Origin of the sequence: Serratia sp. K-E0102, assembly GCF_029962625.1 — a bacterium.
Taxonomy (GTDB): domain Bacteria; phylum Pseudomonadota; class Gammaproteobacteria; order Enterobacterales; family Enterobacteriaceae; genus Serratia; species Serratia sarumanii.
This window is the reverse complement of sequence record NZ_CP124754.1, coordinates 1,262,657-1,285,618: the sequence shown is the minus strand read 5'-3', so window position 1 is coordinate 1,285,618 and position 22,962 is coordinate 1,262,657. Positions and strand designations below refer to the sequence as shown.

At 60.9% G+C, this 22,962-nt stretch carries 20 protein-coding genes; 2 read left to right on the top strand and 18 right to left on the bottom strand.

What is annotated here, in order from left to right:
* Positions 1 to 161: 161 nt before the first annotated feature.
* On the top strand, positions 162 to 2,060 hold the full coding sequence (locus SSARUM2_RS06100) for a 5'-nucleotidase C-terminal domain-containing protein (RefSeq protein WP_049234521.1): 1,899 nt from the start codon (positions 162 to 164) through the stop codon (positions 2,058 to 2,060).
* A 72-nt stretch (positions 2,061 to 2,132) separates the two neighbouring features.
* On the opposite strand, the gene sucD is transcribed toward SSARUM2_RS06100, so the two are convergent.
* The 8 genes from sucD to sdhC form a co-directional block, all read right to left on the bottom strand.
* Positions 2,133 to 3,005, bottom strand: a complete 873-nt coding sequence (sucD, locus tag SSARUM2_RS06095; protein ID WP_004939878.1) for a succinate--CoA ligase subunit alpha — start codon at positions 3,003 to 3,005, stop codon at positions 2,133 to 2,135.
* Complete coding sequence (sucC, locus tag SSARUM2_RS06090; RefSeq protein ID WP_015376978.1) at positions 3,005 to 4,171, bottom strand: ADP-forming succinate--CoA ligase subunit beta; 1,167 nt, start codon at positions 4,169 to 4,171, stop codon at positions 3,005 to 3,007. The genes sucD and sucC overlap by 1 nt, the downstream gene beginning before the upstream one ends.
* Positions 4,172 to 4,293: 122 nt before the next feature.
* A complete protein-coding gene (odhB, locus tag SSARUM2_RS06085; RefSeq protein WP_049195548.1) occupies positions 4,294 to 5,511 on the bottom strand; it encodes a 2-oxoglutarate dehydrogenase complex dihydrolipoyllysine-residue succinyltransferase in 1,218 nt (405 codons plus the stop codon).
* Between the two features lie 64 nt (positions 5,512 to 5,575).
* Positions 5,576 to 8,383: a 2-oxoglutarate dehydrogenase E1 component gene (gene sucA / locus SSARUM2_RS06080; RefSeq protein ID WP_033647497.1), complete on the bottom strand. Its 2,808-nt coding sequence runs from the start codon at positions 8,381 to 8,383 to the stop codon at positions 5,576 to 5,578.
* A gap of 275 nt (positions 8,384 to 8,658) precedes the next feature.
* On the bottom strand, positions 8,659 to 9,375 hold the full coding sequence (locus SSARUM2_RS06075; protein ID WP_004939885.1) for a succinate dehydrogenase iron-sulfur subunit: 717 nt from the start codon (positions 9,373 to 9,375) through the stop codon (positions 8,659 to 8,661).
* Positions 9,376 to 9,391: 16 nt separating this feature from the next.
* Positions 9,392 to 11,158 carry a succinate dehydrogenase flavoprotein subunit gene (gene sdhA / locus SSARUM2_RS06070; protein ID WP_015376974.1) on the bottom strand — a complete coding sequence of 589 codons (1,767 nt, stop codon included), beginning with the start codon at positions 11,156 to 11,158 and terminating at the stop codon, positions 9,392 to 9,394.
* Entirely contained in the window at positions 11,159 to 11,506 is a 348-nt protein-coding gene (gene sdhD / locus SSARUM2_RS06065; protein WP_004939891.1) for a succinate dehydrogenase membrane anchor subunit, read from the bottom strand.
* The gene (gene sdhC, locus SSARUM2_RS06060) at positions 11,500 to 11,889 is read right to left on the bottom strand and encodes a succinate dehydrogenase cytochrome b556 subunit (RefSeq protein ID WP_004939893.1); all 390 of its coding nucleotides are present in this window, start codon (positions 11,887 to 11,889) and stop codon (positions 11,500 to 11,502) included. The genes sdhD and sdhC overlap by 7 nt, the downstream gene beginning before the upstream one ends.
* A gap of 730 nt (positions 11,890 to 12,619) precedes the next feature.
* Here sdhC and SSARUM2_RS06055 point away from each other — a divergent pair.
* Positions 12,620 to 13,912 carry a citrate synthase gene (locus SSARUM2_RS06055; protein WP_016928730.1) on the top strand — a complete coding sequence of 431 codons (1,293 nt, stop codon included), beginning with the start codon at positions 12,620 to 12,622 and terminating at the stop codon, positions 13,910 to 13,912.
* Positions 13,913 to 13,971: 59 nt separating this feature from the next.
* On the opposite strand, the gene nei is transcribed toward SSARUM2_RS06055, so the two are convergent.
* From nei to phrB, 10 genes are all read right to left on the bottom strand, one after another.
* Complete coding sequence (gene nei / locus SSARUM2_RS06050) at positions 13,972 to 14,763, bottom strand: endonuclease VIII (RefSeq protein WP_060452731.1); 792 nt, start codon at positions 14,761 to 14,763, stop codon at positions 13,972 to 13,974.
* A gap of 53 nt (positions 14,764 to 14,816) precedes the next feature.
* The gene (gene pcp / locus SSARUM2_RS06045) at positions 14,817 to 15,461 is read right to left on the bottom strand and encodes a pyroglutamyl-peptidase I (RefSeq protein WP_016928732.1); all 645 of its coding nucleotides are present in this window, start codon (positions 15,459 to 15,461) and stop codon (positions 14,817 to 14,819) included.
* A gap of 8 nt (positions 15,462 to 15,469) precedes the next feature.
* A complete protein-coding gene (locus tag SSARUM2_RS06040) occupies positions 15,470 to 16,489 on the bottom strand; it encodes a DUF979 domain-containing protein (RefSeq protein WP_033655164.1) in 1,020 nt (339 codons plus the stop codon).
* Entirely contained in the window at positions 16,486 to 17,217 is a 732-nt protein-coding gene (locus tag SSARUM2_RS06035) for a DUF969 domain-containing protein (protein ID WP_015376970.1), read from the bottom strand. Before SSARUM2_RS06035 ends, SSARUM2_RS06040 begins: the two co-directional genes overlap by 4 nt.
* A gap of 62 nt (positions 17,218 to 17,279) precedes the next feature.
* Positions 17,280 to 18,020, bottom strand: coding sequence for a 5-oxoprolinase subunit PxpA (gene pxpA / locus SSARUM2_RS06030; protein ID WP_033647161.1), 741 nt, complete (start codon positions 18,018 to 18,020; stop codon positions 17,280 to 17,282).
* Positions 18,010 to 18,942 carry a 5-oxoprolinase subunit PxpC gene (gene pxpC / locus SSARUM2_RS06025; RefSeq protein ID WP_060452730.1) on the bottom strand — a complete coding sequence of 311 codons (933 nt, stop codon included), beginning with the start codon at positions 18,940 to 18,942 and terminating at the stop codon, positions 18,010 to 18,012. Before pxpC ends, pxpA begins: the two co-directional genes overlap by 11 nt.
* A complete protein-coding gene (gene pxpB / locus SSARUM2_RS06020) occupies positions 18,936 to 19,592 on the bottom strand; it encodes a 5-oxoprolinase subunit PxpB (protein ID WP_120150931.1) in 657 nt (218 codons plus the stop codon). The genes pxpC and pxpB overlap by 7 nt, the downstream gene beginning before the upstream one ends.
* A 159-nt stretch (positions 19,593 to 19,751) precedes the next feature.
* The gene (locus SSARUM2_RS06015; protein WP_025301873.1) at positions 19,752 to 20,495 is read right to left on the bottom strand and encodes a type 2 GTP cyclohydrolase I; all 744 of its coding nucleotides are present in this window, start codon (positions 20,493 to 20,495) and stop codon (positions 19,752 to 19,754) included.
* Between the two features lie 18 nt (positions 20,496 to 20,513).
* Positions 20,514 to 21,494 (bottom strand): MBL fold metallo-hydrolase, encoded by a 981-nt coding sequence (locus SSARUM2_RS06010; protein WP_049196284.1) that lies wholly within the window; start codon positions 21,492 to 21,494, stop codon positions 20,514 to 20,516.
* A gap of 22 nt (positions 21,495 to 21,516) precedes the next feature.
* Positions 21,517 to 22,947 (bottom strand): deoxyribodipyrimidine photo-lyase, encoded by a 1,431-nt coding sequence (gene phrB / locus SSARUM2_RS06005; RefSeq protein WP_060452729.1) that lies wholly within the window; start codon positions 22,945 to 22,947, stop codon positions 21,517 to 21,519.
* Between the last annotated feature and the right edge of the window lie 15 nt (positions 22,948 to 22,962).

Below are 22,962 nucleotides of genomic sequence, written 5' to 3'. Positions count from 1 at the left end.
AATTAACCTTTTATTTCCAATAAGCCGTGACAGTGATAGCAGTCACAAAACAACAAATCTCTCTCCAATATTAGTCTATTTCTCGCGATGGGATCGTAAAGGTTGCGATTTTGTAGCAGAATGACCACTTATGTTAAAATTGCATTGAGTGACAATAACTTATGAAAAAAATCATCTTTGCCTCTGTCTTGGGACTCTCGGGAAACGCCATGGCCGCCGAAACGGTAAATATCACCCTGCTGGGCACCTCCGATCTACACGGCACCTTCGTGCCCTGGGACTACGCCAGCGACACGGAAAATCTGGCGGGCAGCCTGAGCCAGATAGCCACCCAGGTCAAAAAGGTGCGCGCCGAGCAGCCCAACCTGATCCTGGTGGACGCCGGCGACACCATTCAGGGCAACTTCGTCGAAACCTTCAAGCATGAGGCCGTCAGCCCGATGATGCTGGGCCTCAACGCGCTCAATTATGACGTCTGGGTGATGGGCAACCACGAGTTCGACTTCGGCCTGCCGGTGCTGGCTACGCCGCTCAAGCAGTTCAAGGGCGCGGCGCTGGCGGGCAATATCGTCTGGGACAACGGCAAGCCCTATCTGCCGGCCTACACCATCGTCGAACGCCAGGGCGTGAAGATCGGCATTATCGGCATGGACACGCCGATGACCGCGGAATTCGCCAAGGGCACCGATCGCATCAAAGGGCTGAACTTCACCGATCCGGTGCAGGCGGTGAAGCAGGTCATCAGGCAAATCGACGGCCAGGTCGACGCCATCGTGCTGGTGGCGCATATGGGCATCGACAATGAGAACCAGCGCCCCGGCACCGGCGTGGCCGACATCGCCAACGCCAACCCGGAGCTGGCGGCGATCGTCGCCGGCCATATGCATGTGAAGATCGACAAAGCGGTGGTTAACGGCGTCATCATCACCGAGCCGGATAAATACGGCCGCGCGCTGTCGCGTATCGATCTGCAGTTTGTACGCCGCGACGGCAAATTCACGCTGATCGACAAAAACAGCTACACCTATCCCATCAAGGGGATGACGCCGGACAGCGCCATGCAGGCGCTCTACCAGCCGTACCATGACATTTTGCGCGCCAATGCCAACCGGGTCGTGGCGAAGCTGAGCGGCAGCGATCTGGTGCCCGCCGACGAATTCCGCGGCATTCCCCAGGTGCACGTGCAGGATACCGGCATCAGCGCGCTGTTCCAGCAGGCCGCCCGCCACTATGCGCCGCTGGCGCAGGTGATCGCCCTACAGATCGACAACGATCGCGCCAAACTGGACGTCGGCGACATCAAGGCCAAGGATATCGCCTTTAACTACCAATACGCCGGCGGCGAGATCACCGTGTATCAGCTCAACGGCAAAGCGCTTAAACGCTACATGGAGTGGTCCGCCGACTATTTCAATCAGCTGCAGCCGGGCGACGTCACCTACAGCTTTAACCCGGCGCGGCGATCGTCCAAATATTCCACCAACGATTTCTTCGACGGCGTCACTTACACCATCGACCTGCGCCAACCCGCCGGCTCGCGCATCGTCGATCTGCGCCTGACGGACGGCACGCCGGTCACCGACGATATGCCGATCCGTCTGGGCATGAACAGTTACCGCATGGGCCACCTGACGCAAAAGGGTGGCGCGCTGGAGGGGCAATCCTTCCCGGTGCTGTTCGACAGCAAAGCGCAATACGGTGAAGAAGAAGGCACCATTCGCCACCTGACCCTGCGCTACCTGACGGAAGTGAAACACGGCCAGTATCAGGGCGTGCCGCCGCAGCGCTGGAAGCTGATCGGCATGGAGGGATACGAACCGCAGCGGGCGATCGTCAAACGGCTGCTCAATGAGGGCGTTATCCAGGTACCGACCACCGACGACGGCCGCTACACCAACGTCGCGTCGATCAACGTCAAAAACGCGCTGTTCCGCAACGCCGACGATTACCGCGCCGCCCTCACCTCGCTGGAGCAACAGCGCCAAGCCGCCGTGGATCCGGTGCAACAGCGCCGCCTGCAGGATCGGATCGCGCTGATCAAGGCGCTCAACGACTTCTGATCGTCGCCCATAAAAAAGGCCACCCAATGGGTGGCCAAACATGTCGAGATAGTGTTATTTCGTACTAAATGCTTAGCGCTTCAGCACCGCTTTTACCGCGTCGCCGATGTCCGCCAGGCTGCGAACGGTTTTCACGCCCGCCGCTTCCAGCGCAGCAAACTTCTCGTCCGCCGTGCCTTTGCCGCCTGCGATGATGGCGCCCGCGTGGCCCATGCGCTTGCCTTTCGGCGCGGTTACGCCGGCGATGTAGCCGACAACCGGTTTGGTGACGTGTTCTTTGATGTAAGCTGCCGCTTCTTCTTCAGCGCTGCCGCCGATCTCACCGATCATCACGATCGCTTCGGTCTGCGGATCCTGCTGGAACATCTTCAGGATATCGATGAAGTTGGAGCCCGGGATCGGGTCGCCGCCGATACCCACGCAGGTGGACTGGCCCAGACCGGCATCGGTGGTTTGTTTCACCGCTTCATAGGTCAGGGTACCGGAGCGGGAAACGATGCCCACTTTGCCCGGCAGGTGGATGTGGCCAGGCATGATGCCGATTTTGCACTCGCCTGGGGTGATCACGCCTGGGCAGTTCGGCCCGATCATGCGCACGCCGGCTTCGTCCAGCTTCACTTTCACGGTCAGCATGTCCAGGGTCGGGATGCCTTCGGTGATGGTGATGATCAGTTTGATACCGGCATCGATCGCTTCCAGGATGGAGTCTTTGCAGAACGGCGCTGGAACGTAGATCACCGAGGCAGTGGCGCCGGTCGCTTCAACCGCTTCGCGCACGGTGTTGAACACCGGCAGGCCCAGGTGCTGAGTGCCGCCTTTGCCCGGGGTTACGCCGCCAACCATTTTGGTGCCGTAAGCGATAGCTTGTTCGGAGTGGAAAGTCCCCTGGCTACCGGTGAAGCCCTGGCAAATTACTTTGGTGTTCTTATCGATTAAAATGGACATTATTTACCCTCCACTGCTGCAACAACTTGCTGAGCCGCATCAGTCAGGCTGGTCGCAGCAATGATATTCAGGCCGCTGTCCGCCAGTTTCTTGGCGCCCAGTTCGGCGTTGTTCCCTTCCAAGCGCACCACCACCGGGACGTTAACGCCCACTTCGGCCACTGCGCCGATGATGCCGTCGGCGATCAGATCGCAACGTACGATACCACCGAAGATGTTAACCAGAACCGCTTTCACCTTGTCGTCGGACAGGATGATTTTGAACGCTTCGGTCACGCGCTCTTTGGTCGCGCCGCCGCCAACGTCCAGGAAGTTGGCCGGTTCGCCGCCGTGCAGTTTAACGATGTCCATGGTGCCCATCGCCAGACCGGCGCCGTTAACCATGCAGCCGATGTTGCCGTCGAGGGCAACGTAGTTCAGCTCCCACTGAGCCGCACGGGATTCGCGCTCGTCTTCCTGGGAAGGGTCACGCATTTCACGCAGTTCCGGCTGGCGGAACAGGGCGTTGCCGTCGGCGCCCAGTTTGCCGTCTAGGCACACCAGATCGCCCTGCTTGGTGATCACCAGCGGGTTGATCTCAACCATCGCCAGATCGCGCTCCAGGAACAACGTCGCCAGGCCCATGAAGATCTTGGCGAACTGGCTGACTTGCTTACCGGTCAGGCCCAGTTTGAAGGCCAGCTCACGGCCCTGATAAGGCTGTGGACCCGCCAGCGGATCGATGGTCATTTTGTGGATCAGTTCTGGGGTTTCTTCCGCCACCTTCTCGATTTCCACGCCGCCTTCGGTAGACGCCATGAACACGATGCGACGGGTCGCACGGTCTACGACGGCGCCCAGGTACAGTTCTTTATCGATGTCGGTCGCCGCTTCAACCAGGATCTGGTTAACCGGCTGGCCCAGCGCGTCAGTCTGGTAAGTCACCAGACGCTTGCCCAACCAGGCTTCCGCGAAAGCACGGATATCTTCTTTGCTGTTGACGACTTTTACGCCGCCCGCTTTACCGCGGCCGCCAGCATGAACCTGACATTTCACCACCCACGGGCCGGAGCCGATTTTGGATGCGGCTTCTTCTGCTTCACGCGGAGTGGTACAGGCGTAACCGGTTGGTGCCGGCATGCCATACCGAGCAAACAGCTGTTTTGCCTGATATTCGTGTAAATTCATGATGTTCTATCCATTCAGTTCTGAAGGTTTTTAGCCGGACCATTATTACGCGGTAAACCGCATGGTTTTCCGGCCACATAGCACAGAGTGCGGGCGCGGCATGCCGCGCCCGGCAAGGGTTACTAGACGTCCAGCAGCAGACGAGCCGGATCTTCCAGCATCTCTTTGACCGTCACCAGATAACCGACGGATTCTTTACCGTCGATCAGGCGGTGGTCATAAGACAGCGCCAGATACATCATCGGCTGGATCACCACCTGACCATTGACCGCCATTGGGCGATCTTTAATGGCGTGCATGCCCAGGATGGCGCTCTGCGGCGGGTTGATGATCGGGGTAGACATCAGGGAGCCGAATACGCCGCCGTTGGTAATGGTGAAGTTACCGCCGGTCAGCTCTTCCACGGTCAGTTTGCCGTCGCGGCCCTTAACGGCCAGCTCTTTGATTTTCTTCTCGATGTCAGCCATGCTCATGGCGTCCACATCGCGCAGTACCGGCGTCACCAGGCCGCGCGGAGTCGAAACCGCGATGCTGATGTCGAAGTAGTTGTGGTAAACCACGTCAGAACCGTCGATCGACGCGTTCACTTCCGGGAAGCGCTTCAGCGCTTCAACCACCGCCTTGATGTAGAAGGACATGAAGCCCAGACGCACGCCGTGGCGCTTCTCGAAGGCTTCGCCGTACTGCTTGCGCAGATCCATGATCGGCTGCATGTTGATTTCGTTGAAGGTGGTCAGCATCGCGGTGCTGTTCTTCGCTTCCAGCAGACGCTCGGCGACGCGTTTGCGCAGGCGAGTCATCGGCACGCGTTTTTCGCTGCGGCCGGCCAGAGCAGGCTGCGGCGCGGCTTCAGCAGCGGCGGCCGGTTTGGCGGCGGCGCCGCCTTTGGCCAGGTGCGCTTCCACGTCTTCACGCGTGATGCGGCCACCCACGCCGGTGCCTTTGATGGCGCTGGCATCGAGATCGTGTTCGGCGATCAGGCGGCGAATCGCCGGGCTGAGCGCGTCATTGCTTTCTTCTTCCAGGCTCGCGGTAGCGCGCTGGGCAGGCGTGGCTTCTTTCTCCTGGCTCTTCTCAGCGGTCGGCTTGCCGGAGCTGTCGCCCGGACGGATGCGGCCGAGCAGCTGGCGAGACAGTACGGTCGCGCCCTCTTCTTCCACGATAGCATCGAGAATGCCCGCTTCACTGGCCGGCACTTCCAACACCACTTTGTCGGTTTCGATTTCAACCAGGACTTCATCACGCTGCACGCTGTCGCCCGGTTTTTTGTGCCAGGTGGCTACGGTCGCATCGGCAACCGATTCAGGAAGGTCAGGAACCAGAATATCTACGCTACTCATTTAGCTTTCCCTTAAGTTTTTTATCATCTGCTTGCCGGCCCCTCGGCCGGCAAGCGAGCGAACATTAGTCAATATTCAGCGCGTCGTTCACCAGAGCCTGCTGCTGCTTCTGGTGTACGGACATATAGCCCACCGCCGGAGAAGCGGAGGCCGGACGTCCTGCGTAACGTAAAGAAGCCCCGAACGGCACCACTTCACGGAAGTTGTGTTGGCTGCAGTACCAGGCGCCCTGGTTCAGCGGCTCTTCCTGACACCAGACGAAATCATGCACGTGCGAGTATTGCTCCAGCACGGCCTGCACGGCCTGATGCGGGAACGGATACAGCTGCTCGATACGCACGATGGCCACGTCTTTCTGCTCGTTCTTGCGACGCTGTTCCAGCAGGTCGTAGTAGACCTTGCCGGAGCACAGCACGACGCGCTTGACCGCTTTCGGATCCAAGTCGTCGATCTCGCCGATCGCCGGCAGGAAGGTGCCGTTGGCCAGTTCGTCCAGCGAAGAAATCGCCAGTGGGTGACGCAGCAGCGACTTCGGCGACATCACCACCAGCGGACGGCGCATACCGCGCAGCGCCTGACGGCGCAGCATATGGTAAACCTGCGCCGGCGTGGACGGGACGCACACCTGCATGTTCTGCTCTGCGCACAGCTGCAGATAGCGTTCCAGACGTGCGGAAGAGTGCTCTGGGCCCTGGCCTTCATAGCCGTGCGGCAGCAGCATCACCAGGCCGCACATACGGCCCCATTTTTGCTCGCCGGAGCTGATGAACTGGTCGATAACGACCTGCGCGCCGTTGGCGAAGTCACCGAACTGCGCTTCCCAGATGGTCAGCGTGCGCGGTTCCGCCGTGGCGTAGCCGTATTCGAACGCCAGCACCGCCTCTTCGGACAGCACGGAGTCCCAGACCTTGAATTCGCCCTGGCCGCTGTGGATGTTCGCCAGCGGAACGTAGACCGAACCATTTTTCTGGTTGTGCACCACCGCGTGACGGTGGAAGAAGGTACCGCGGCCGGCGTCTTCACCGGAGATGCGGATTGGAATGCCTTCATCCGCCATGGTAGCGTAAGCCAGCGTTTCGGCAGCGCCCCAGTCGAACGGCTTGTTGCCCGCCGCCATCTCGGCGCGGTCCGCGTAGATTTTCGCCACGCGCGACTGCATTTCGATCGCTTCCGGCACGGTGCTGATGCGGCGGCCCAGCTCCTGCAGGCGCTTCATCTCAACCTTGCTCGGGTACTCTTCGTCCCACTCGTGGTTCAGGTACGGTGACCAGGTGAAGGAGTGCAGGTTCATCGGACGCCACTCTTCAACCACGCAATCGCCGCGGTCGAGCGCGTCGCGGTACAGGTTGACCATTTCCGTGGCATCTTCCAGGCTGGCCACGTTCTGCTCGGTCAGAACGTCAGCATAGATTTTGCGCGGCGTAGGGTGTTTCTTGATCTTCTGATACATCACCGGCTGGGTGGCGCTCGGCTCGTCGGCCTCGTTGTGCCCATGGCGACGGTAGCAGACCAGATCGATCATCACGTCACGCTTAAAGGTGTTACGGAAATCCAACGCCAGGCGGGTGACGAAGGCCACGGCCTCCGGATCGTCCGCGTTGACGTGGAAGATCGGTGCCTGAACCATTTTGGCGATGTCGGTGCAGTATTCGGTAGAGCGCGCATCCAGCGGGTTGGAGGTGGTGAAACCAACCTGGTTGTTGATGACGATGCGCACGGTGCCGCCCACTTCGTAGCCGCGAGCCTGAGACATGTTCAGGGTTTCCTGAACCACGCCCTGGCCGGTAATGGCGGCGTCGCCGTGGATGGTGATCGGCAGCACCATGTTGCTGCGCGCTTCGTCCAAGCGATCGCGACGGGCGCGAACCGAGCCCATGACCACCGGGCTGACGATCTCCAGGTGCGACGGGTTGAACGCCAGCGCTAGGTGAACCATGCCGCCTTCGGTTTCGACGTCGGAAGAGAAGCCCTGGTGATATTTCACGTCACCGGTGCCGAGGTGTTCTTTATGCTTGCCGGCGAATTCGTCGAACAGGTCGGCCGGCTTTTTGCCCAGCACGTTGATCAGCACGTTCAGACGGCCGCGGTGGGCCATGCCCAGCACCACTTCGCGCGTGCCGTTCTTGCCGGCGTGACGCACCATCTCTTTCAGCATCGGCACCAGCGCGTCGCCGCCTTCCAGCGAGAAGCGTTTGGCGCCCGGGAATTTGGCGCCCAGGTAACGTTCCAGGCCTTCCGCCGCGGTCAGCTCGTTCAGGAAACGGCGTTTTTCGTCGGCGGTAAAGCTGGCGCGCCCCACCACCGACTCGATGCGCTGTTGAATCCAGCGTTTCTCTTCGGTGTTGGTGATGTGCATGTACTCAGCGCCGATCGAGCCGCAATAGGTCTGCTTCAGCGCGGCGTACAGATCGCCCAGCTTCATGGTTTCTTTGCCGATGGCGAAAGAGCCCACGTTGAAGGTTTCCTGGAAATCGGCTTCGGTCAGGTTGTGGTAAGCGGGATCAAGGTCAGGAACTTGCTCGCGCTGCCACAGGCCGAGCGGATCGAGGTTGGCATGCTGATGCCCGCGGAAGCGGAAGGCGTTGATCAGCTGCAGTACCTTGACCTGTTTGGCGTCGGTTTCCGGATCGGTGATGGTGGTATTGTAGCGCGCGGAGTCTTTCGCCAGGCGGCGGAAGTAATCGCGCGTTTGAGAGTGAAGCTGATCGGGTTTGACACCCGCGGTTGGTAGCTGTTGAAAAATGGAACGCCAGCTATCTTCAACGGAACCCGGATCGGTTAAGAAGTCTTCATAGAGCTGCTCTATGTAAGACTGGTTCGCGCCCGCCAGATAGGAGGAATCCAGCCAGGCCTTCATTGCGCCGTTCTGCATCATGATCCCTTAAGCTTTGAAGCTTTAGTTTTCGCCGTGGTTAACATAATTACCGTGATGAATACGGTTTGCCGTAAAACGGTTCACTCGACGTACTTGCGGCCATGACGGCCCGATACGTTCTGTTATGGACCTTGCGGTCCCTTACAAGGAACCTCTAAAAACCGGCGGAAGAACCAGGCTGCATAGCGCCGCAGCCGCGGGTCAGTTTTTAGAGGTTCCCTCCCCTATGGGATGTGCGCCGGAAAAGAGCCCGGCGCAGCATCTCATTCCGTTTATGCGCCGCGTTGCAGCAGCATGGACTTGATATGCCCGATCGCACGCGTCGGGTTCAAGCCTTTAGGACATACACTGACACAATTCATAATGCTATGGCAGCGGAAAACACTAAAAGCGTCGTCCAGATCATCTAAACGTTCTTGCGTTTCCGTGTCACGGCTGTCGATCAGGAAGCGATACGCCGCCAGCAGACCGGCAGGCCCGATGAACTTGTCCGGGTTCCACCAGAACGATGGGCAAGAGGTCGAGCAGCAGGCGCACAGAATGCACTCGTACAGACCGTCCAGCTTGGCGCGCTGCTCCGGCGACTGCAGGTGCTCGCGCGCCGGCGGGTTCTTGCCGTCGTTCAGCAGGTATGGCTTGATCTTTTCATACTGGGTATAGAACTGGCCCATATCCACCACCAGATCGCGCACCACCGGCAGGCCCGGCAGCGGACGGATCACGATCTTGCCGTTGCCTTTGCGCAGCGACGAAATCGGGGTGATGCACGCCAGGCCGTTTTTACCGTTCATGTTCAGGCCGTCGGAACCGCACACGCCTTCGCGGCATGAGCGACGGAACGACAGGGTCGGGTCTTTTTCTTTCAGCTGGATCAACGCATCCAGCAGCATCATGTCGCGACCTTCTTCCGCTTCCAGGGTGTAATCCTGCATGTGCGGCGCGTCATCGACATCCGGGTTGTAGCGATAAATGGAAAATTCGAGTTTCATCTGTCGATCTCCGCAATTAGTAAGAACGCACTTTCGGCGGGAATGCCGGGCGCAGCTTCGGTTGCATGTTCACTTCACGACGCGTCATGCTTTCCGATTGCGGCAGATACAGCGAATGGCACAGCCAGTTGGCGTCATCGCGTTCCGGGTAGTCGAAGCGGCTGTGTGCGCCACGGCTCTCGGTACGGAAGTTGGCCGACACGGCGGTGGAATACGCGGTCTCCATCAGGTTATCCAACTCCAGGCACTCGATGCGCTGGGTGTTGAACTCGCTGGAGGTATCGTCCAGGCGTGCGTTCTTCAGACGTTCACGGATCACTTTCAGTTCTTCCAGGCCCTTGGCCATCGCATCGCCTTCGCGGAATACCGAGAAGTTGTGCTGCATGCAAGACTGCAGCGCTTTGCGAATTTCGACCGGGTCTTCGCCGGAACGGGTGTTGTTCCAACGGTTCAGACGATCCAGCGAGGCTTCCACGTCGGAGTCGCTGGCGTCACGGCTCACGCCCTGCTCTTCCAGCGATTCCTGCAGGTGCATGCCGGCGGAACGGCCGAACACCACCAGGTCGAGCAGCGAGTTGCCGCCCAAGCGGTTGGCGCCGTGCACCGATACGCAGGCGATTTCGCCCACCGCGAACAGCCCCGGGATCACCACGTCTTCGCCTTTCTCGTTCACGGTCAGCGCCTGGCCGGTCACCTTGGTCGGAATGCCGCCCATCATATAGTGACAGGTCGGGATAACCGGGATCGGCTCTTTCACCGGATCGACGTGCGCGAAGGTGCGGGACAGTTCCAGAATGCCCGGCAGACGGGATTCCAGCACCTCTTTGCCCAGGTGATCCAGCTTCAGCTTGGCGTGCGGGCCCCAAGGACCGTCGCAGCCGCGGCCTTCGCGGATTTCGATCATGATCGAACGGGCAACCACGTCGCGGCCCGCCAGATCTTTGGCGTTCGGCGCATAACGCTCCATGAAGCGCTCGCCGTGTTTGTTCAGCAGGTAACCGCCTTCGCCGCGGCAGCCTTCGGTCACCAGCACGCCCGCGCCGGCGATGCCGGTCGGGTGGAACTGCCACATTTCCATGTCCTGCACCGGCACGCCGGCGCGCAGCGCCATGCCGACACCGTCGCCGGTGTTGATGTGGGCGTTGGTGGTGGACTGGTAAATACGGCCTGCGCCGCCGGTCGCCAGCACGGTGGCCTTGGCTTTGAAGTAAACCACTTCACCGGTTTCGATGCAGATAGCCGTGGTGCCAACCACCGCGCCGTCCTGGTTTTTCACCAGATCGAGCGCATACCACTCGGAGAAGATGGTGGTGTGGTTTTTCAGGTTCTGTTGGTACAGGGTGTGCAGCAGCGCGTGGCCGGTACGGTCGGCTGCGGCTGCGGTACGCGCCGCCTGCTCGCCGCCGAAGTTCAGCGACTGGCCGCCGAACGGGCGCTGATAGATGCGGCCGTCGTCCAGACGAGAGAACGGCAGGCCCATGTGTTCCAGTTCCAGAATCGCTTCCGGGCCGGTTTTACACATATATTCGATGGCGTCCTGGTCACCGATATAGTCGGAACCTTTCACCGTGTCGTACATATGCCATTCCCAGTTGTCCTCGTGGCTGTTGCCCAGCGCGACGGTGATGCCGCCCTGTGCGGACACGGTATGGGAACGGGTCGGGAAAACTTTGGACAGCAGGGCACAGGTCGAGCCCGCTTGGGAAATTTGCAGCGCGGCACGCATGCCCGCACCGCCGGCGCCGATTACGACGGCATCAAACTCTCTGACTGGCAGTTTCATTTAAGCACCCCACACTACGATTGTTCCGTACAGTAAATAGACCAGCAACGCGACCACGACAGCCAGCTGCAACACCAGGCGAACCGCCAGCGGCTTGACGTAGTCCGTCAGCACCTGCCACAGCCCGATCCAGGCATGCACCAGAATCGACAGCAAGGTCAGCAGAGTGAACACTTTCGTAATGGAAGTGGCGAAGAAACCGCGCCAGATGTCATAAGTGAGTTCCGGAGCCGTGACGAAGAAGCCCAGGATATACAGGACGTACAGGGTGATGATGATAGCGGAAGCGCGCAGCAGCAGCCAATCGTGCACGCCGTTGCGCCCTAATGCAGAAACGTTGTTTACCATACGAGGACTCCAGCCAGAACTGACAGCACGACGGTCAGGCCGATCGCCACCTGGGCGGAACGGGTACCGGCGGCCAAACTCTCTTCGATGTAGCCAAAATCCATTAACAAGTGACGGATGCCACCGCAAATGTGATAGGCCAGCGCCGTGAGGATGCCCCAGAATATGAATTTGACGATGAAGCTATTCATGATGGCGGCCGCCTGCAGGAACCCCTCTTGGGAAGAGAGTGACAGGCCCAGCAGCCAGAGGAGGATACCCACGGCAACGAAGGTAATTACGCCAGAGACTCGGTGTAAGATAGACGCTATCGCAGTTACGGGGAACCGGATCGTTTGCAGATCCAAGTTGACAGGTCGTTGTTTTTTCACGTATTTGCCCACACAGCTCTTATTATTTTCCTTCCTCCGGGCCTGGGCGGGGATCAGACAGCGTTAAGAGCCTAAAACCCTTACACGTCACGCGCTCAAACATCAACATCCTCTGTGCTCAAACGGCGCGCATTTATAACGCTGGGTGCTCCTACTTCAGGGTAATCCGGAGACCTGGCGGCAGTATAGGAGGATCACATTCTGATTACAATTCTCATACAACCGCTTTGATAACATTTCCCCCGAACAGTGATTCAGATCACGGATTTCACAATTAGTGCAAAATTAATTATCTGATTTGACAAGAGATCAACATTTCCATTACATATAGGGGCACAAACGGTCCTATGATGCGCTATGGGTCAGCAGATACACTTCCCCCCGGGTTCGAGTTGTGCAACAGTGTATTTGACGAACCTATCCCAATAGCCGTTGTTTCCCGCTCGATTTTGCCGGCGTCAAAAAGCAAATAAAGCAAATAAAAACAGATTATTGGGATAGGTTCACATCTCTTCGAACAGCTCATAGGTAAGATTAACAGACTATAACGAATTACTATGAATCGTTAACAACTGGTCACCCGTCTCGTTCGCCTGGTCAGCACTCTGTACCCTACCCGCGCACAGTTGCGCAGTCGCTCACAGAGTTAGCGTCCGCACCATTTTTTTGCGGGCAACCTGCAGAGATTTAAGGTATTTCAGTTGTTAGTGGTTTTTAAAATAAGGCGCTAAGGAGACAGTAAATGACTGATAAGAAAGCGACGCTAACCATTAACGACAGCGAAGCTCCGATCGAACTGGGCGTATTGACACCGACACTGGGCCCCGATGTCCTCGATGTCCGCGCTCTGGGTTCCAAAGGTTATTTCACATTTGATCCCGGCTTTACCTCCACCGCTTCTTGCGAATCCAAGATTACCTTCATCGACGGCGACAAAGGCGTGCTGCTGCACCGCGGCTTCCCTATCGAGCAGCTGGCGAAAGAATCTTCCTACCTGGAAGTGTGCTACATCCTGCTGTACGGCGAGACCCCAACGCCGGAAGAGTTCGAGACCTTCAAAACCACCGTCACCCGCCACACCATGATCCACGACCAGATCACCCATCTGTTCCGTGGCTTCCGTCGTGACTCGCACCCGATGGCGGTGCTGTGCGGCGTGACCGGCGCGCTGGCGGCGTTCTACCACGATGCGCTGGACGTCAACAACGAGCGTCACCGTGAAATTACCGCGTTCCGCCTGCTGTCCAAAATGCCGACCGTGGCGGCGATGTGCTACAAATACTCCCTGGGCCAGCCGTTCGTTTACCCGCGCAACGATCTGTCCTATGCCGGCAACTTCCTGCACATGATGTTCGCCACCCCGTGCGAAGAGTACGTGGTGAACCCGGTGTTGGAACGCGCCATGGATCGCATCCTGATCCTGCACGCCGACCATGAGCAGAACGCCTCTACCTCTACCGTGCGCACCGCCGGCTCTTCCGGCGCCAACCCGTTCGCCTGCATCGCGGCCGGCATCGCCTCCCTGTGGGGGCCGGCACACGGCGGCGCCAACGAAGCGGCGCTGAAAATGCTGGAAGAGATCAAGACCGTCGAGCACATTCCGGAATTCATCAAGCGCGCCAAGGACAAGAACGACTCCTTCCGCCTGATGGGCTTCGGCCACCGCGTGTACAAGAACTACGATCCGCGCGCTACCGTGATGCGCGAAACCTGTCACGAAGTGCTGAAAGAGCTGAACAAGAAGGACGACAACCTGCTGCAGGTCGCGATGGAGCTGGAACACATCGCGCTGAACGACCCGTACTTCATCGAGAAGAAACTGTACCCGAACGTCGACTTCTACTCCGGCATCATCCTGAAGGCGATGGGCATTCCTTCTTCCATGTTCACCGTGATCTTCGCCATCGCGCGCACCATCGGCTGGATCGCCCACTGGAACGAAATGCACGACGAAGGCATCAAAATTGCCCGTCCGCGTCAGCTGTACACCGGCTATGCCGAGCGTGATTTCAAATCCCAGCTGAAAAACAAGTAAGCCGCTTTCCCGGCTGAAGCTGCACAGCGCCGCCCCCTTCGGGCGGCGTTTTTTTTTGGTTATTTCTGGCAGCCCGGGCACCAATAAAACGGCCGCGACGATAGCTCGGTACGCACGATCATCTCACCGCAGCGTTCGCAGGGCTCGCCGCTGCGATGAAACACCTTGAAGCGAAACAGCGCGCCGTGATGCCGGTTGTCATCCGCCTGCCCGCGCGTCTGGTAGGAAAGGCGCGGCACCGCCAGCAATGCTTCCGCCAGGCGGCGCAGCGCTTCCGGCGGCAGATCCTGCGGTTTGTGCTGCGGTGCCAGTTCGGCCTGCCACAGGATTTCGGCGCGCAGATAATTGCCCAATCCGGCGAGAAACGCCTGGTCGAGCAGCATGCCGCCCAGCTGCCGGCGGCGAAAACGCGGCGTCAGCAACCGCTCCTCCACATCGTCTACCGTCAGCGACATGTCCAACACGTCGGGGCCGATGCGTTGCAAAAACGGGTGTTGCTCTATCTCCTCGCGCGGCCCGACGGTAATGTCGGAAGCGCTGTAGAGCAATATCGCGCTGCGGGCGGTTTCCAGCCGCACCCGCAGATCGCGCCGGGTCTCCGGCGTCTCCCCGGCCGCCGCCACTTTCCACACGCCATACAGCTGGTTGTGGCTGTACATCGTCAACCCATTGGAGAAATGGGTCAGCAGCGCCTTGCCGCGCGGCTCGATGGCGACGATGCGCTCGCCGAGCAGACGCTGGCGATAGTGTTTCAGCTGGGGAAAAGCGAAATCGACGTCGGTCAGCGGCTGATCGATCACCGCCGCCGCCAGTTTGTCCGCCGCCCGGCGAATCTCCGGTCCTTCCGGCATAGACCACTCCTTGCGTAGACCCGGCGCAGCCCGATGCGCCGGGGATGACATGATTAATGCGTCGCGCCGCCCACCACTTTCAGATCGTGCTCCACCTGCAAAGCGATGGAAACGGCCAGCTCCAATGCAAACAGCACCGTCGAAGCCGCCATGCTCGGCGCGCCGGGGTGCGCCGCCGCCTGCTCCGGCAGATACGGGATATGGATAAAGCCGCCCTTCACCTCGCGCTGGCCGCTCAAACGGTGCAGCAAGCCATACATGACATGGTTGCACACGTAGGTGCCGGCGGTCTGCGAAACGGCGGCCGGAATGCCGGCCTCACGCATCGAACTGACCATCGCCTTGATCGGCAAGGTGCTGAAATAGGCCGCCGGGCCGCCGGCGACGATCGGCTCGTCCACCGGCTGTTGCCCCTGATTGTCGGGGATACGCGCATCGTCGACGTTGATCGCCACCCGTTCAATCGTGATGTCGGTGCGGCCGCCGGCCTGGCCGATAGCCAGCACCATCACCGGCTGCACCTCGTCGATCGCCGCATTGAGCGCCTCCAGCGCCGCGCCGAACACGCACGGCAGTTGGCGCGCCACGATGCGCGTGCCGACCAGTTCCATATCATTGAGCTGCTTCACCACTTCCCAGGAGGGGTTGAGGCGCTCGCCGCCAAACGGCTCAAAGCCGGTAATCAATACTTTTTGCATCCTTACTCCTACAGGAACATCAGGAAATACAGCAGGAACACGTTAACCAACAGCAGCAGCACGCCGGTCGGCACCTGCGCCTTGATCACCGCATTCTTGTCCGGTAGCTCCAGCAGCGCCGCCGGCACGATGTTGAAGTTCGCCGCCATCGGCGTCATCAGGGTGCCGCAATAACCGGAGAACATGCCGATCGCCGCCATCACCGCCGGGTTGCCGCCGTGCTGCAACACCAGGATCGGAATGCCGATGCCGGCGGTAACGATCGGGAAAGCGGCGAAGGCGTTGCCCATCACCATGGTCAGCACAGCCATACCGATAGCGTAGACCGCCACGGCGATAAAGCGGTTATCCACCGCCAGATACTCCTGGGTCAAATGCGAGATCGCGGTGCCGACGCCGGCGACGGTAAACAGCAGCCCCAGCGTGGCGAGGATCTGCGGCAGAATGAACGCCCAGCCGATCGAATCCAGCAGGCGCCGCGCTTCCTGTATCGGCTGCAGGGCCTTCTCATGGGTCATTTTCACCGCGATCGCCAGGCCAATCAGGCAGCCGACGGTCATCGAGAACAGGGTGATCAGCGTCGCATGGTTGCCGCTGCCGAATACCGCGCTTTGCAACGCCGGCACGTTGTTGAACAGCAGCACGCCGATCACCGTCACCACCGGGATTGCCAGAGCGGGGATAAACAGCTTGTTGCCCAGGCGCTTGGCGCTGGCCTCGCGCTCCTGCGGCGTCCGTTGATGATAGCTGCCGAGGCGCACACCGCCGAAACCGGCAATCAGGGCCATCACCACCACCACCACGCCAACGATGATGTGCAGCATGCGTTTTTCGTTGCTACCCTCGCCCAGCACGTCGCCCAGCAGGCGGTAAGTCCAGTCGCCGACCAGGAACACCAGGCCGTACAGCCCCCAAAACAGCCCGGTGGTGATGCGGCGCGGGTTGGCGCGATCGCGGAAGGACATCACCGCCACAATCAGCAGCACCGCGCCGGCCAGCCAGTAGAGATATTGTTGCTGGAAGTTCATCGTGCCTCCCCCTTCGCCTGCAGCGCCGCCTGATTCAGCTGCGCCAGCTCGGCGCTCAGCTGCTTATCCATCCGATACAGCCGGAACGCGTGGATCAGGAAAGCGAAAATCGCGGTCGGAATGCCCCACAGCGCGATATGCAGCGGCTCGGTCTGAATGCCGCCGGACTCCAGCATAAAGTTGTGCATGAAGATGATCGCGCCGAAGGCGACGAAGATATCCTCGCCGAAGAACAGCCCGACGTTGTCGGTCGCGGCCGACATGGCTCGCAAACGGTGGCGCGTGCGCTCCGGCAGCTCGCCGTAGCGGTTTTCCGTTGCCCCTTCCGCCATCGGCGCCAGCAGCGGCCGCACCATCTGCGGATGCCCGCCCAGGCTGGTCAGCCCCATCGCCGCGGTAATCTCGCGCACGAACAGGTAGACGATCAGCAGACGGCCGGCGGTGGCGCTTTTGATCCTGGCGATCCACGCCTGCGCCCGTTCTTTCAGCCCGTGGCGCTCCAGCAGGCCGATCACCGCCAGCGGCAACAGCAGGATCAGCGGCAGGTTGCGGGTATTGAGAAAGCCCTCGCCGAGCTTTTCCAGAATGACGTCCAGCGGCATCAGCGCCGCCAGACCGGTGATGATACCGGCGGCGATCACCACCAGCACCGGGTTGAAACGCAATACAAACCCGACCACGATGGCGGCGATGCCAATCAGTGGCCAGAGATTCACGGCCTGTTCCATAGTCTTCCCTCGATATTTTCTAATAGTTTTTTGCTTGTGATGTTGTGTCTTGCTTTATTGCTTTACTGCTCCGCGCTGACGCGGATGCCCTGCTGAACAAAACTGTCCCGCAGCTTGCGCGCATACGCCAGCGCATGCTCGCCGTCCCCGTGCAGGCAGACGGTTTCCGCCTGAACGGCAGTCCAGACGCCATCCACGCTGCGCACCCGGTGATGGCGCACCATCTCCAGCGTTTGCGCCAGCGCCTGTTCGTCATCCTCAATCAGCGCCCCCGGCAAACCGCGCGGCACCAGCGTGCCGTCAGCCTGATAGCCGCGATCGGCGAACACCTCCTGTCGGGTGGTCAGACCGAGTTGTTCCCCGGCGCGAATCAGCTCGCTGCCGGCCAGCCCCACCAGCCGCAGCGCCGGATCGACCGCCTGCACCGCCCGGGCGATCGCTTCCGCCAGCGCCGGCTCAACCGCCGCCTGGTTGTACAGCATGCCGTGCGGCTTAACGTGCACCATCACCCCGCCCTCGGCGCGGGCGATGGCCGCCAGCGCCCCGAGCTGATACACCACCTGCGCGTACACCGTTTCCGGCGGCAGCTGCATGCGGGTGCGGCCGAAGTTCTCCCGATCGGGAAAACTCGGGTGAGCGCCGATCGCCACGCCGTACTGCAATGCCCAGCGCACCGACTGACGCATGGTCTGCGCATCGCCGGCGTGGAAGCCGCAGGCGATGTTGGCCGAGCTCACCAGTTGCAACAGCGCCTGGTCGTTGGCGCAGCCTTCGCCGAGATCGGCGTTCAAATCAACGATCATGTAACCCCCAGGCAATCTGTCGAAGGAAGAGATCCTGCTCGGCTTTGGCGCGCTGCGCCTCGGCCAGTGAGCAGAGAACGAAGTGGACCGGTTCGCCGAGACGGATCTGCGCCAAGTGGTAGAGATCGGCCTCGATCACGCAGGCGATACGCGGGTAACCGCCGGTGGTTTGCGCATCGGCCATCAGCACGATCGGCTGGCCGTTGTGCGGCACCTGCACCACGCCGGGCAGCAGGCCGTGCGACAGCATCTCTCGATCGGTGGTGCGCTCCAGCGGCGTGCCGCCGTGCAGGCGGTAGCCCATGCGGTTGCTCTGCGGGCTGAGCTGCCAGGCGGTGCGCCAGAACGTGTCCTGCGCCTCTTCGCTGAATTCAGCGTACTCCGGCCCCGGCAGCGCGCGGATGCGGTTGGTGAACAGCAGCTGCTTCACGCCGCAGCGGTGTTGCGGCAGCGCGGTGGATTTGCCCAGCGGCAGCCGATCGCCGTCCTTCAGATTACGGCCTTCGTGGCCGCCAAAGGCGGCTTTCATGTCGGTGCTGCACGATCCCAGCATTTCCGGCACGGCGATGCCGCCCGAGATCGCCAGGTAGCTGCGCATGCCGCGTTTCGGCGTGCCCAGCACCAGCCGCTGCCCCTTTTTCACCGGGTAGCGCCAGCCGGTCCACAGCGGCTTGCCGTCCAGCTGCGCGTCGCAGCCGGCACCGGTCAAGGCGATCCAGCCAGGTCGGGTAAACTCGGCGCCGAACTGGCCGAGGGTGATCTCCAGCCCGGCGGCCTCCGGCGCATTGCCCACCAGCAGGTTGGCGATCTTCAGCGCCGGTTGATCCAGCGCCCCGCCGGTGCTGATGCCCAGGCGGCGGAATCCCTCGCGGCCCAAATCCTGCACCGTGGTATAGATGCCGGCACGCAGAATAATCAGCATACACCCTCCTTCTGCGGCACGAAGCGCACGTTATCGCCCGGGCGCAGCAGCGTCGGCGGCATTTCATGCGGATTGAACAGCGCCAGCGGCGTGCGGCCGATCAGCTGCCAGCCGCCGGGCGTCACCAGCGGATAGATACCGGTCTGGCCGCCGCCGATGCCAACGGAACCGGCCGCCACCGCCAGACGCGGTTCCGCGCGGCGCGGCGTCGCCAGCAGTTCCGGCATGCCGCCCAAATAGGAGAAGCCCGGCTGAAAGCCGAGGAAATAGACCACGTAGGCCGCCGCCGCGTGGCATTCCACCACCTGCCGCGGCGTCATGCCGGTATGGCGCGCCACTTCATCCAGATCGGGGCCATGCTCCCCGCCGTAGACCACCGGAATATCCACCTGGCGCGATTCCGGCGTCAGGCTCTCTTTGCTTTCCCAACCTTGCTGCAGCAGCACGAGCATCGCTTCGGCGTCGGCCTGCGGCGTATGCAGCAACAGCGTCAGGTTATTCATCCCCGGCACCACTTCCCGCACGTCGGGGTGGTGATTCAGCTTTTCCGCCAGCGCCCAGATGCGCTGCTGGCTCGGTAAGGTCACCGGCGGCGACAGTTCAAGCACTACCGCTCTTTCACCCAACAGGTAATAACGTGCTTGTTGCACCCTTATTCTCCTTATTATTATCGCGATGAAAAACACACCAGTTATGCGTGACGCGGCCCCGGCTGTCAATAGAACGCAACCATAGGGAAAATAAGGAAATAGCGCGGTAGAAGGATTCAGCCGGCGCGCAGGCCGGGCTGGATCCGGGGAAGAAAAAAATCAGGCGGGATTCGGGATGTCGATAAAGGTCACATCAAAGCCGTGGTGCTGCGCCAGCCAGTCGCCCAGCGCCTTCACGCCGCCGCGCTCGGTGGCGTGGTGGCCGGCGGCAAAGAAATGCACGCCCATTTCGCGCGCGCTGTGAATGGTCTGCTCAGACACTTCACCGCTGATGAACGCATCGACGCCGAAGCGCGCCGCGCTGTCGATAAAGCCCTGGCCGCCACCGGTGCACCAGGCCACCCGGCGAATGTGCTCAGGCGCGTTATCGCCGCAGTGCAGCACCGCGCGCCCCAGCCGGCTTTCGATACGCTGCTGCAGCGCTTCGCCGGTCAGCGGCTGTTCAAATTCGCCGTGCGGCACCAGCGGCTCGACGTCGCCAATCACCCGAATGCCCAGCGCCTGCGCCAGCTGCGCGTTGTTGCCCAGCACCGGATGCGCGTCCAGCGGCAGGTGGTAGCCGTACAGGTTGATATCATGGGTCAGCAGCGTTTTCAGGCGGTTGCGCTTCATGCCGCGCACCGCCGGCGCCTCGTTTTTCCAGAAATAGCCGTGGTGCACGATAATCGCGTCGGCCTGATGCGCCACCGCGGCGTCCAGCAGCGCCTGACAGGCGGTGACGCCGGTCACGATGCGCTGCACGTGCGGGCGGCCTTCCACCTGCAATCCGTTGGGGGCGTAGTCCTGAAACGCCGCGGCGTTCAGTTCCGTGTTGATCAGTTGTTCCAGATCGAGGTTACGCATTCTCTTCTCTCTTCATAGTCAAAATGTCTGCCGGTCGCCCTGCGCCATCAGGATGAATTTCACCCCCAGATCGTTGCCCTGAGCCAGCTGTTGCGCAATGGCGGCGCGCGTGTCTTCGCCCTGCTTCAGGCTGGGCTTGATGTGGCTGATCACCACCGGCAAACCGTTCAGCGAGCCTTCGCCGCCGCTGTACTGCGTCAGGTTCTTCAGCTCCTTCAGCAGCCAGGCCGGCGTCAAATGGCCGTACAGATGTTTGTCCTCCACCCCGTTAGGGTAAGAGGTTTCGATAATCATGCCCTTGAGCTTCTTCTGCTCGACAAGCGGCCCCAGCGCGCGCCAGACGGTATCGAGATCGCGCGACTGCTCCACCTTATCCGGCCCGGTATCGCCGAAGTAGGCGAAGAACTCGTTGCCGTTGGAAATCAGCAGCATCGACGAAGGATAGCGATCGTGGCTGAGCGGGTACATCACGCCGGTCAATCCGGTCAGACCGAGGGTAAACCGCTGCTGCGGCCGCACCGTTTGCAGCCGGTAGGTGCCCAGCCGCGAGCCGTTGCCGGCGTCGGTAAAGTTCGGCCACGCCTTCCAGTTGAAGTAGTGATTACGCAGGGTCAGCACGGTGTCCGCCTGGGCGTAAACGGTTTTTTTATTGTCCTCGGGCGAGCCGAGGATCAGCCCCGCCACGTGGTCCAGGTGGCCGTGGCTGATAAAGTAGCTGCCGATCAACTGCCGGAACACATAGCCCTGCGGCGTGTAAGGCGCGGCCAGCTCGGGCGTCACCTGCGGGAAGCTGCCCTTCTCCAGCCCTTTGGCGATGCCCGGCAGCAGCGAACCGGCGTCCAGCGCCACATACCGCGGCTGATTGTCGCTGCGGATCAGGTAGGAGGTCAGGTTGCCGTCGCTGACGCCGCCGTCGACGCCGAGCGCCACCACGTCAAAGCCGGCGATCGCCAGCGCGGAATAGCCGCTCAGGCACAGGGCCAGCACCTTTTTCATCATTGCATCGCTCCTTGCAGTTGCCTCAAGACTCTCCCCGTTTTGCCGCCTCGAACGCCGCCAGCGTCTCCAGCCGGGCTTGCTTATGATCGACGATCGGCAGCGGGTAGTTCAGCGTGCATCGCTGCTTTTCCGCCCAGCGATGGGGATGATGGATGTCATTGTCGGGCACATCCGCCAGTTCCGGCAACCATTTACGGATAAAAGTGCCTTGTGGATCAAAACGTTCACCCTGAGTCGTCGGGTTGAAGATGCGGAAATACGGCGCGGCGTCGGTGCCGGTGGATGCCGCCCACTGCCAGCCGCCGTTATTGGCCGCCAGATCCCCATCCAGCAGTTGCGACATGAAATAGCGCTCCCCGGCGCGCCAGTCGATCAACAGATCCTTCACCAGAAAACTGGCGCTGATCATGCGCAGCCGGTTGTGCATCCAGCCGGTGGCGTTCAGCTGGCGCATGGCGGCATCGACGATCGGATAGCCAGTCTCGCCCCGCTGCCAGGCGTGCAGCTTCGCCGCGTCATCGCACCAGCGCACCTTGTCCGTCCAGGCAATAAACGGCCGATGGCGGCACAGATCGGGATAGGCCACCAGCAGATGGCGATAGAACTCACGCCAAATCAGCTCGTTGAGCCAGGCGAAGGCGCCGCTCTCGCGATCTTCCAGCAGCTGCGGGCATTCGGCGTGCAGGCGGTTGAAGCACTGGCGCGGCGACAGCACGCCGATCGCCAGATAGGGCGACAGGCTACTGGTGCCGGCGAGGGCCGGCAGATCGCGCTGCCGGAGGTAATCCTGCACCTGCTCGCGGCAAAAGGCGCGCAGCCGCTGCAACGCGGCCTCCTCGCCGGCGGGATAGCCATCCCCAGTCTCCGCCATAGGGTAATCGAACGCCGCCGGCGCCTCAGGCGCAGGCAACGCGCCACCGGCGCGAGTCTTCGGCGCCGGCAGGCAACTCACGTCGGACTCGGTCAGGCGTTGAAGAAAAGCGTTGCGAAACGGCGTATAGACCTTGTACATCTCGCCGCCGCCGGTGAGTACGCTGCCTGGCGGCAACAGCAGGCTGTCATCGAAACCGTGGCACCTCACCCGGCCACTCAACCGCTGTTCCAGCCGCGCATCGCGCCGCCGTTCGTTCAGTTCGTACTGGCGATTGTAAAACAGCGCATCCACCTGCTCTCGCTCGCAATAGTCCGCCAGCCAGTCGATCGACGCGGCAAAGTCCGCACAGGAATGGCAATGCAGCGCAATGCCCTTGTGCGCCAGCGCCTGCTGCACCGCCTGCAGGCTGGCGTGGATCAGCGCCGCCTGCCGCGCCGCCATCTCATGTTGCCGCCACTGCTGCGGTGTGGCGATAAACACCGCCAGCACCCGGGCTTCGGGATCGCTGCAGGCGGCGTGCAGCGCTTTGTTGTCGGTGATACGCAGATCGTTACGCAACCAGACCAGATGCGTGGTCATAAAACTCCTTGTCAA

Bases quoted from the DNA above. Each gene is read 5' to 3' on its own strand.
- SSARUM2_RS06100 (WP_049234521.1), top strand. From the start codon at position 162: ATGAAAAAAATCATCTTTGCCTCTGTCTTGGGACTCTCGGGAAACGCC.
- sucD (WP_004939878.1), bottom strand. From the start codon at position 3,005: ATGTCCATTTTAATCGATAAGAACACCAAAGTAATTTGCCAGGGCTTC.
- sucC (WP_015376978.1), bottom strand. From the start codon at position 4,171: ATGAATTTACACGAATATCAGGCAAAACAGCTGTTTGCTCGGTATGGC.
- odhB (WP_049195548.1), bottom strand. From the start codon at position 5,511: ATGAGTAGCGTAGATATTCTGGTTCCTGACCTTCCTGAATCGGTTGCC.
- sucA (WP_033647497.1), bottom strand. From the start codon at position 8,383: ATGCAGAACGGCGCAATGAAGGCCTGGCTGGATTCCTCCTATCTGGCG.
- SSARUM2_RS06075 (WP_004939885.1), bottom strand. From the start codon at position 9,375: ATGAAACTCGAATTTTCCATTTATCGCTACAACCCGGATGTCGATGAC.
- sdhA (WP_015376974.1), bottom strand. From the start codon at position 11,158: ATGAAACTGCCAGTCAGAGAGTTTGATGCCGTCGTAATCGGCGCCGGC.
- sdhD (WP_004939891.1), bottom strand. From the start codon at position 11,506: ATGGTAAACAACGTTTCTGCATTAGGGCGCAACGGCGTGCACGATTGG.
- SSARUM2_RS06055 (WP_016928730.1), top strand. From the start codon at position 12,620: ATGACTGATAAGAAAGCGACGCTAACCATTAACGACAGCGAAGCTCCG.
- nei (WP_060452731.1), bottom strand. From the start codon at position 14,763: ATGCCGGAAGGACCGGAGATTCGCCGGGCGGCGGACAAACTGGCGGCG.
- pcp (WP_016928732.1), bottom strand. From the start codon at position 15,461: ATGCAAAAAGTATTGATTACCGGCTTTGAGCCGTTTGGCGGCGAGCGC.
- SSARUM2_RS06040 (WP_033655164.1), bottom strand. From the start codon at position 16,489: ATGAACTTCCAGCAACAATATCTCTACTGGCTGGCCGGCGCGGTGCTG.
- SSARUM2_RS06035 (WP_015376970.1), bottom strand. From the start codon at position 17,217: ATGGAACAGGCCGTGAATCTCTGGCCACTGATTGGCATCGCCGCCATC.
- pxpA (WP_033647161.1), bottom strand. From the start codon at position 18,020: ATGATCGTTGATTTGAACGCCGATCTCGGCGAAGGCTGCGCCAACGAC.
- pxpC (WP_060452730.1), bottom strand. From the start codon at position 18,942: ATGCTGATTATTCTGCGTGCCGGCATCTATACCACGGTGCAGGATTTG.
- SSARUM2_RS06015 (WP_025301873.1), bottom strand. From the start codon at position 20,495: ATGCGTAACCTCGATCTGGAACAACTGATCAACACGGAACTGAACGCC.
- SSARUM2_RS06010 (WP_049196284.1), bottom strand. From the start codon at position 21,494: ATGATGAAAAAGGTGCTGGCCCTGTGCCTGAGCGGCTATTCCGCGCTG.
- phrB (WP_060452729.1), bottom strand. From the start codon at position 22,947: ATGACCACGCATCTGGTCTGGTTGCGTAACGATCTGCGTATCACCGAC.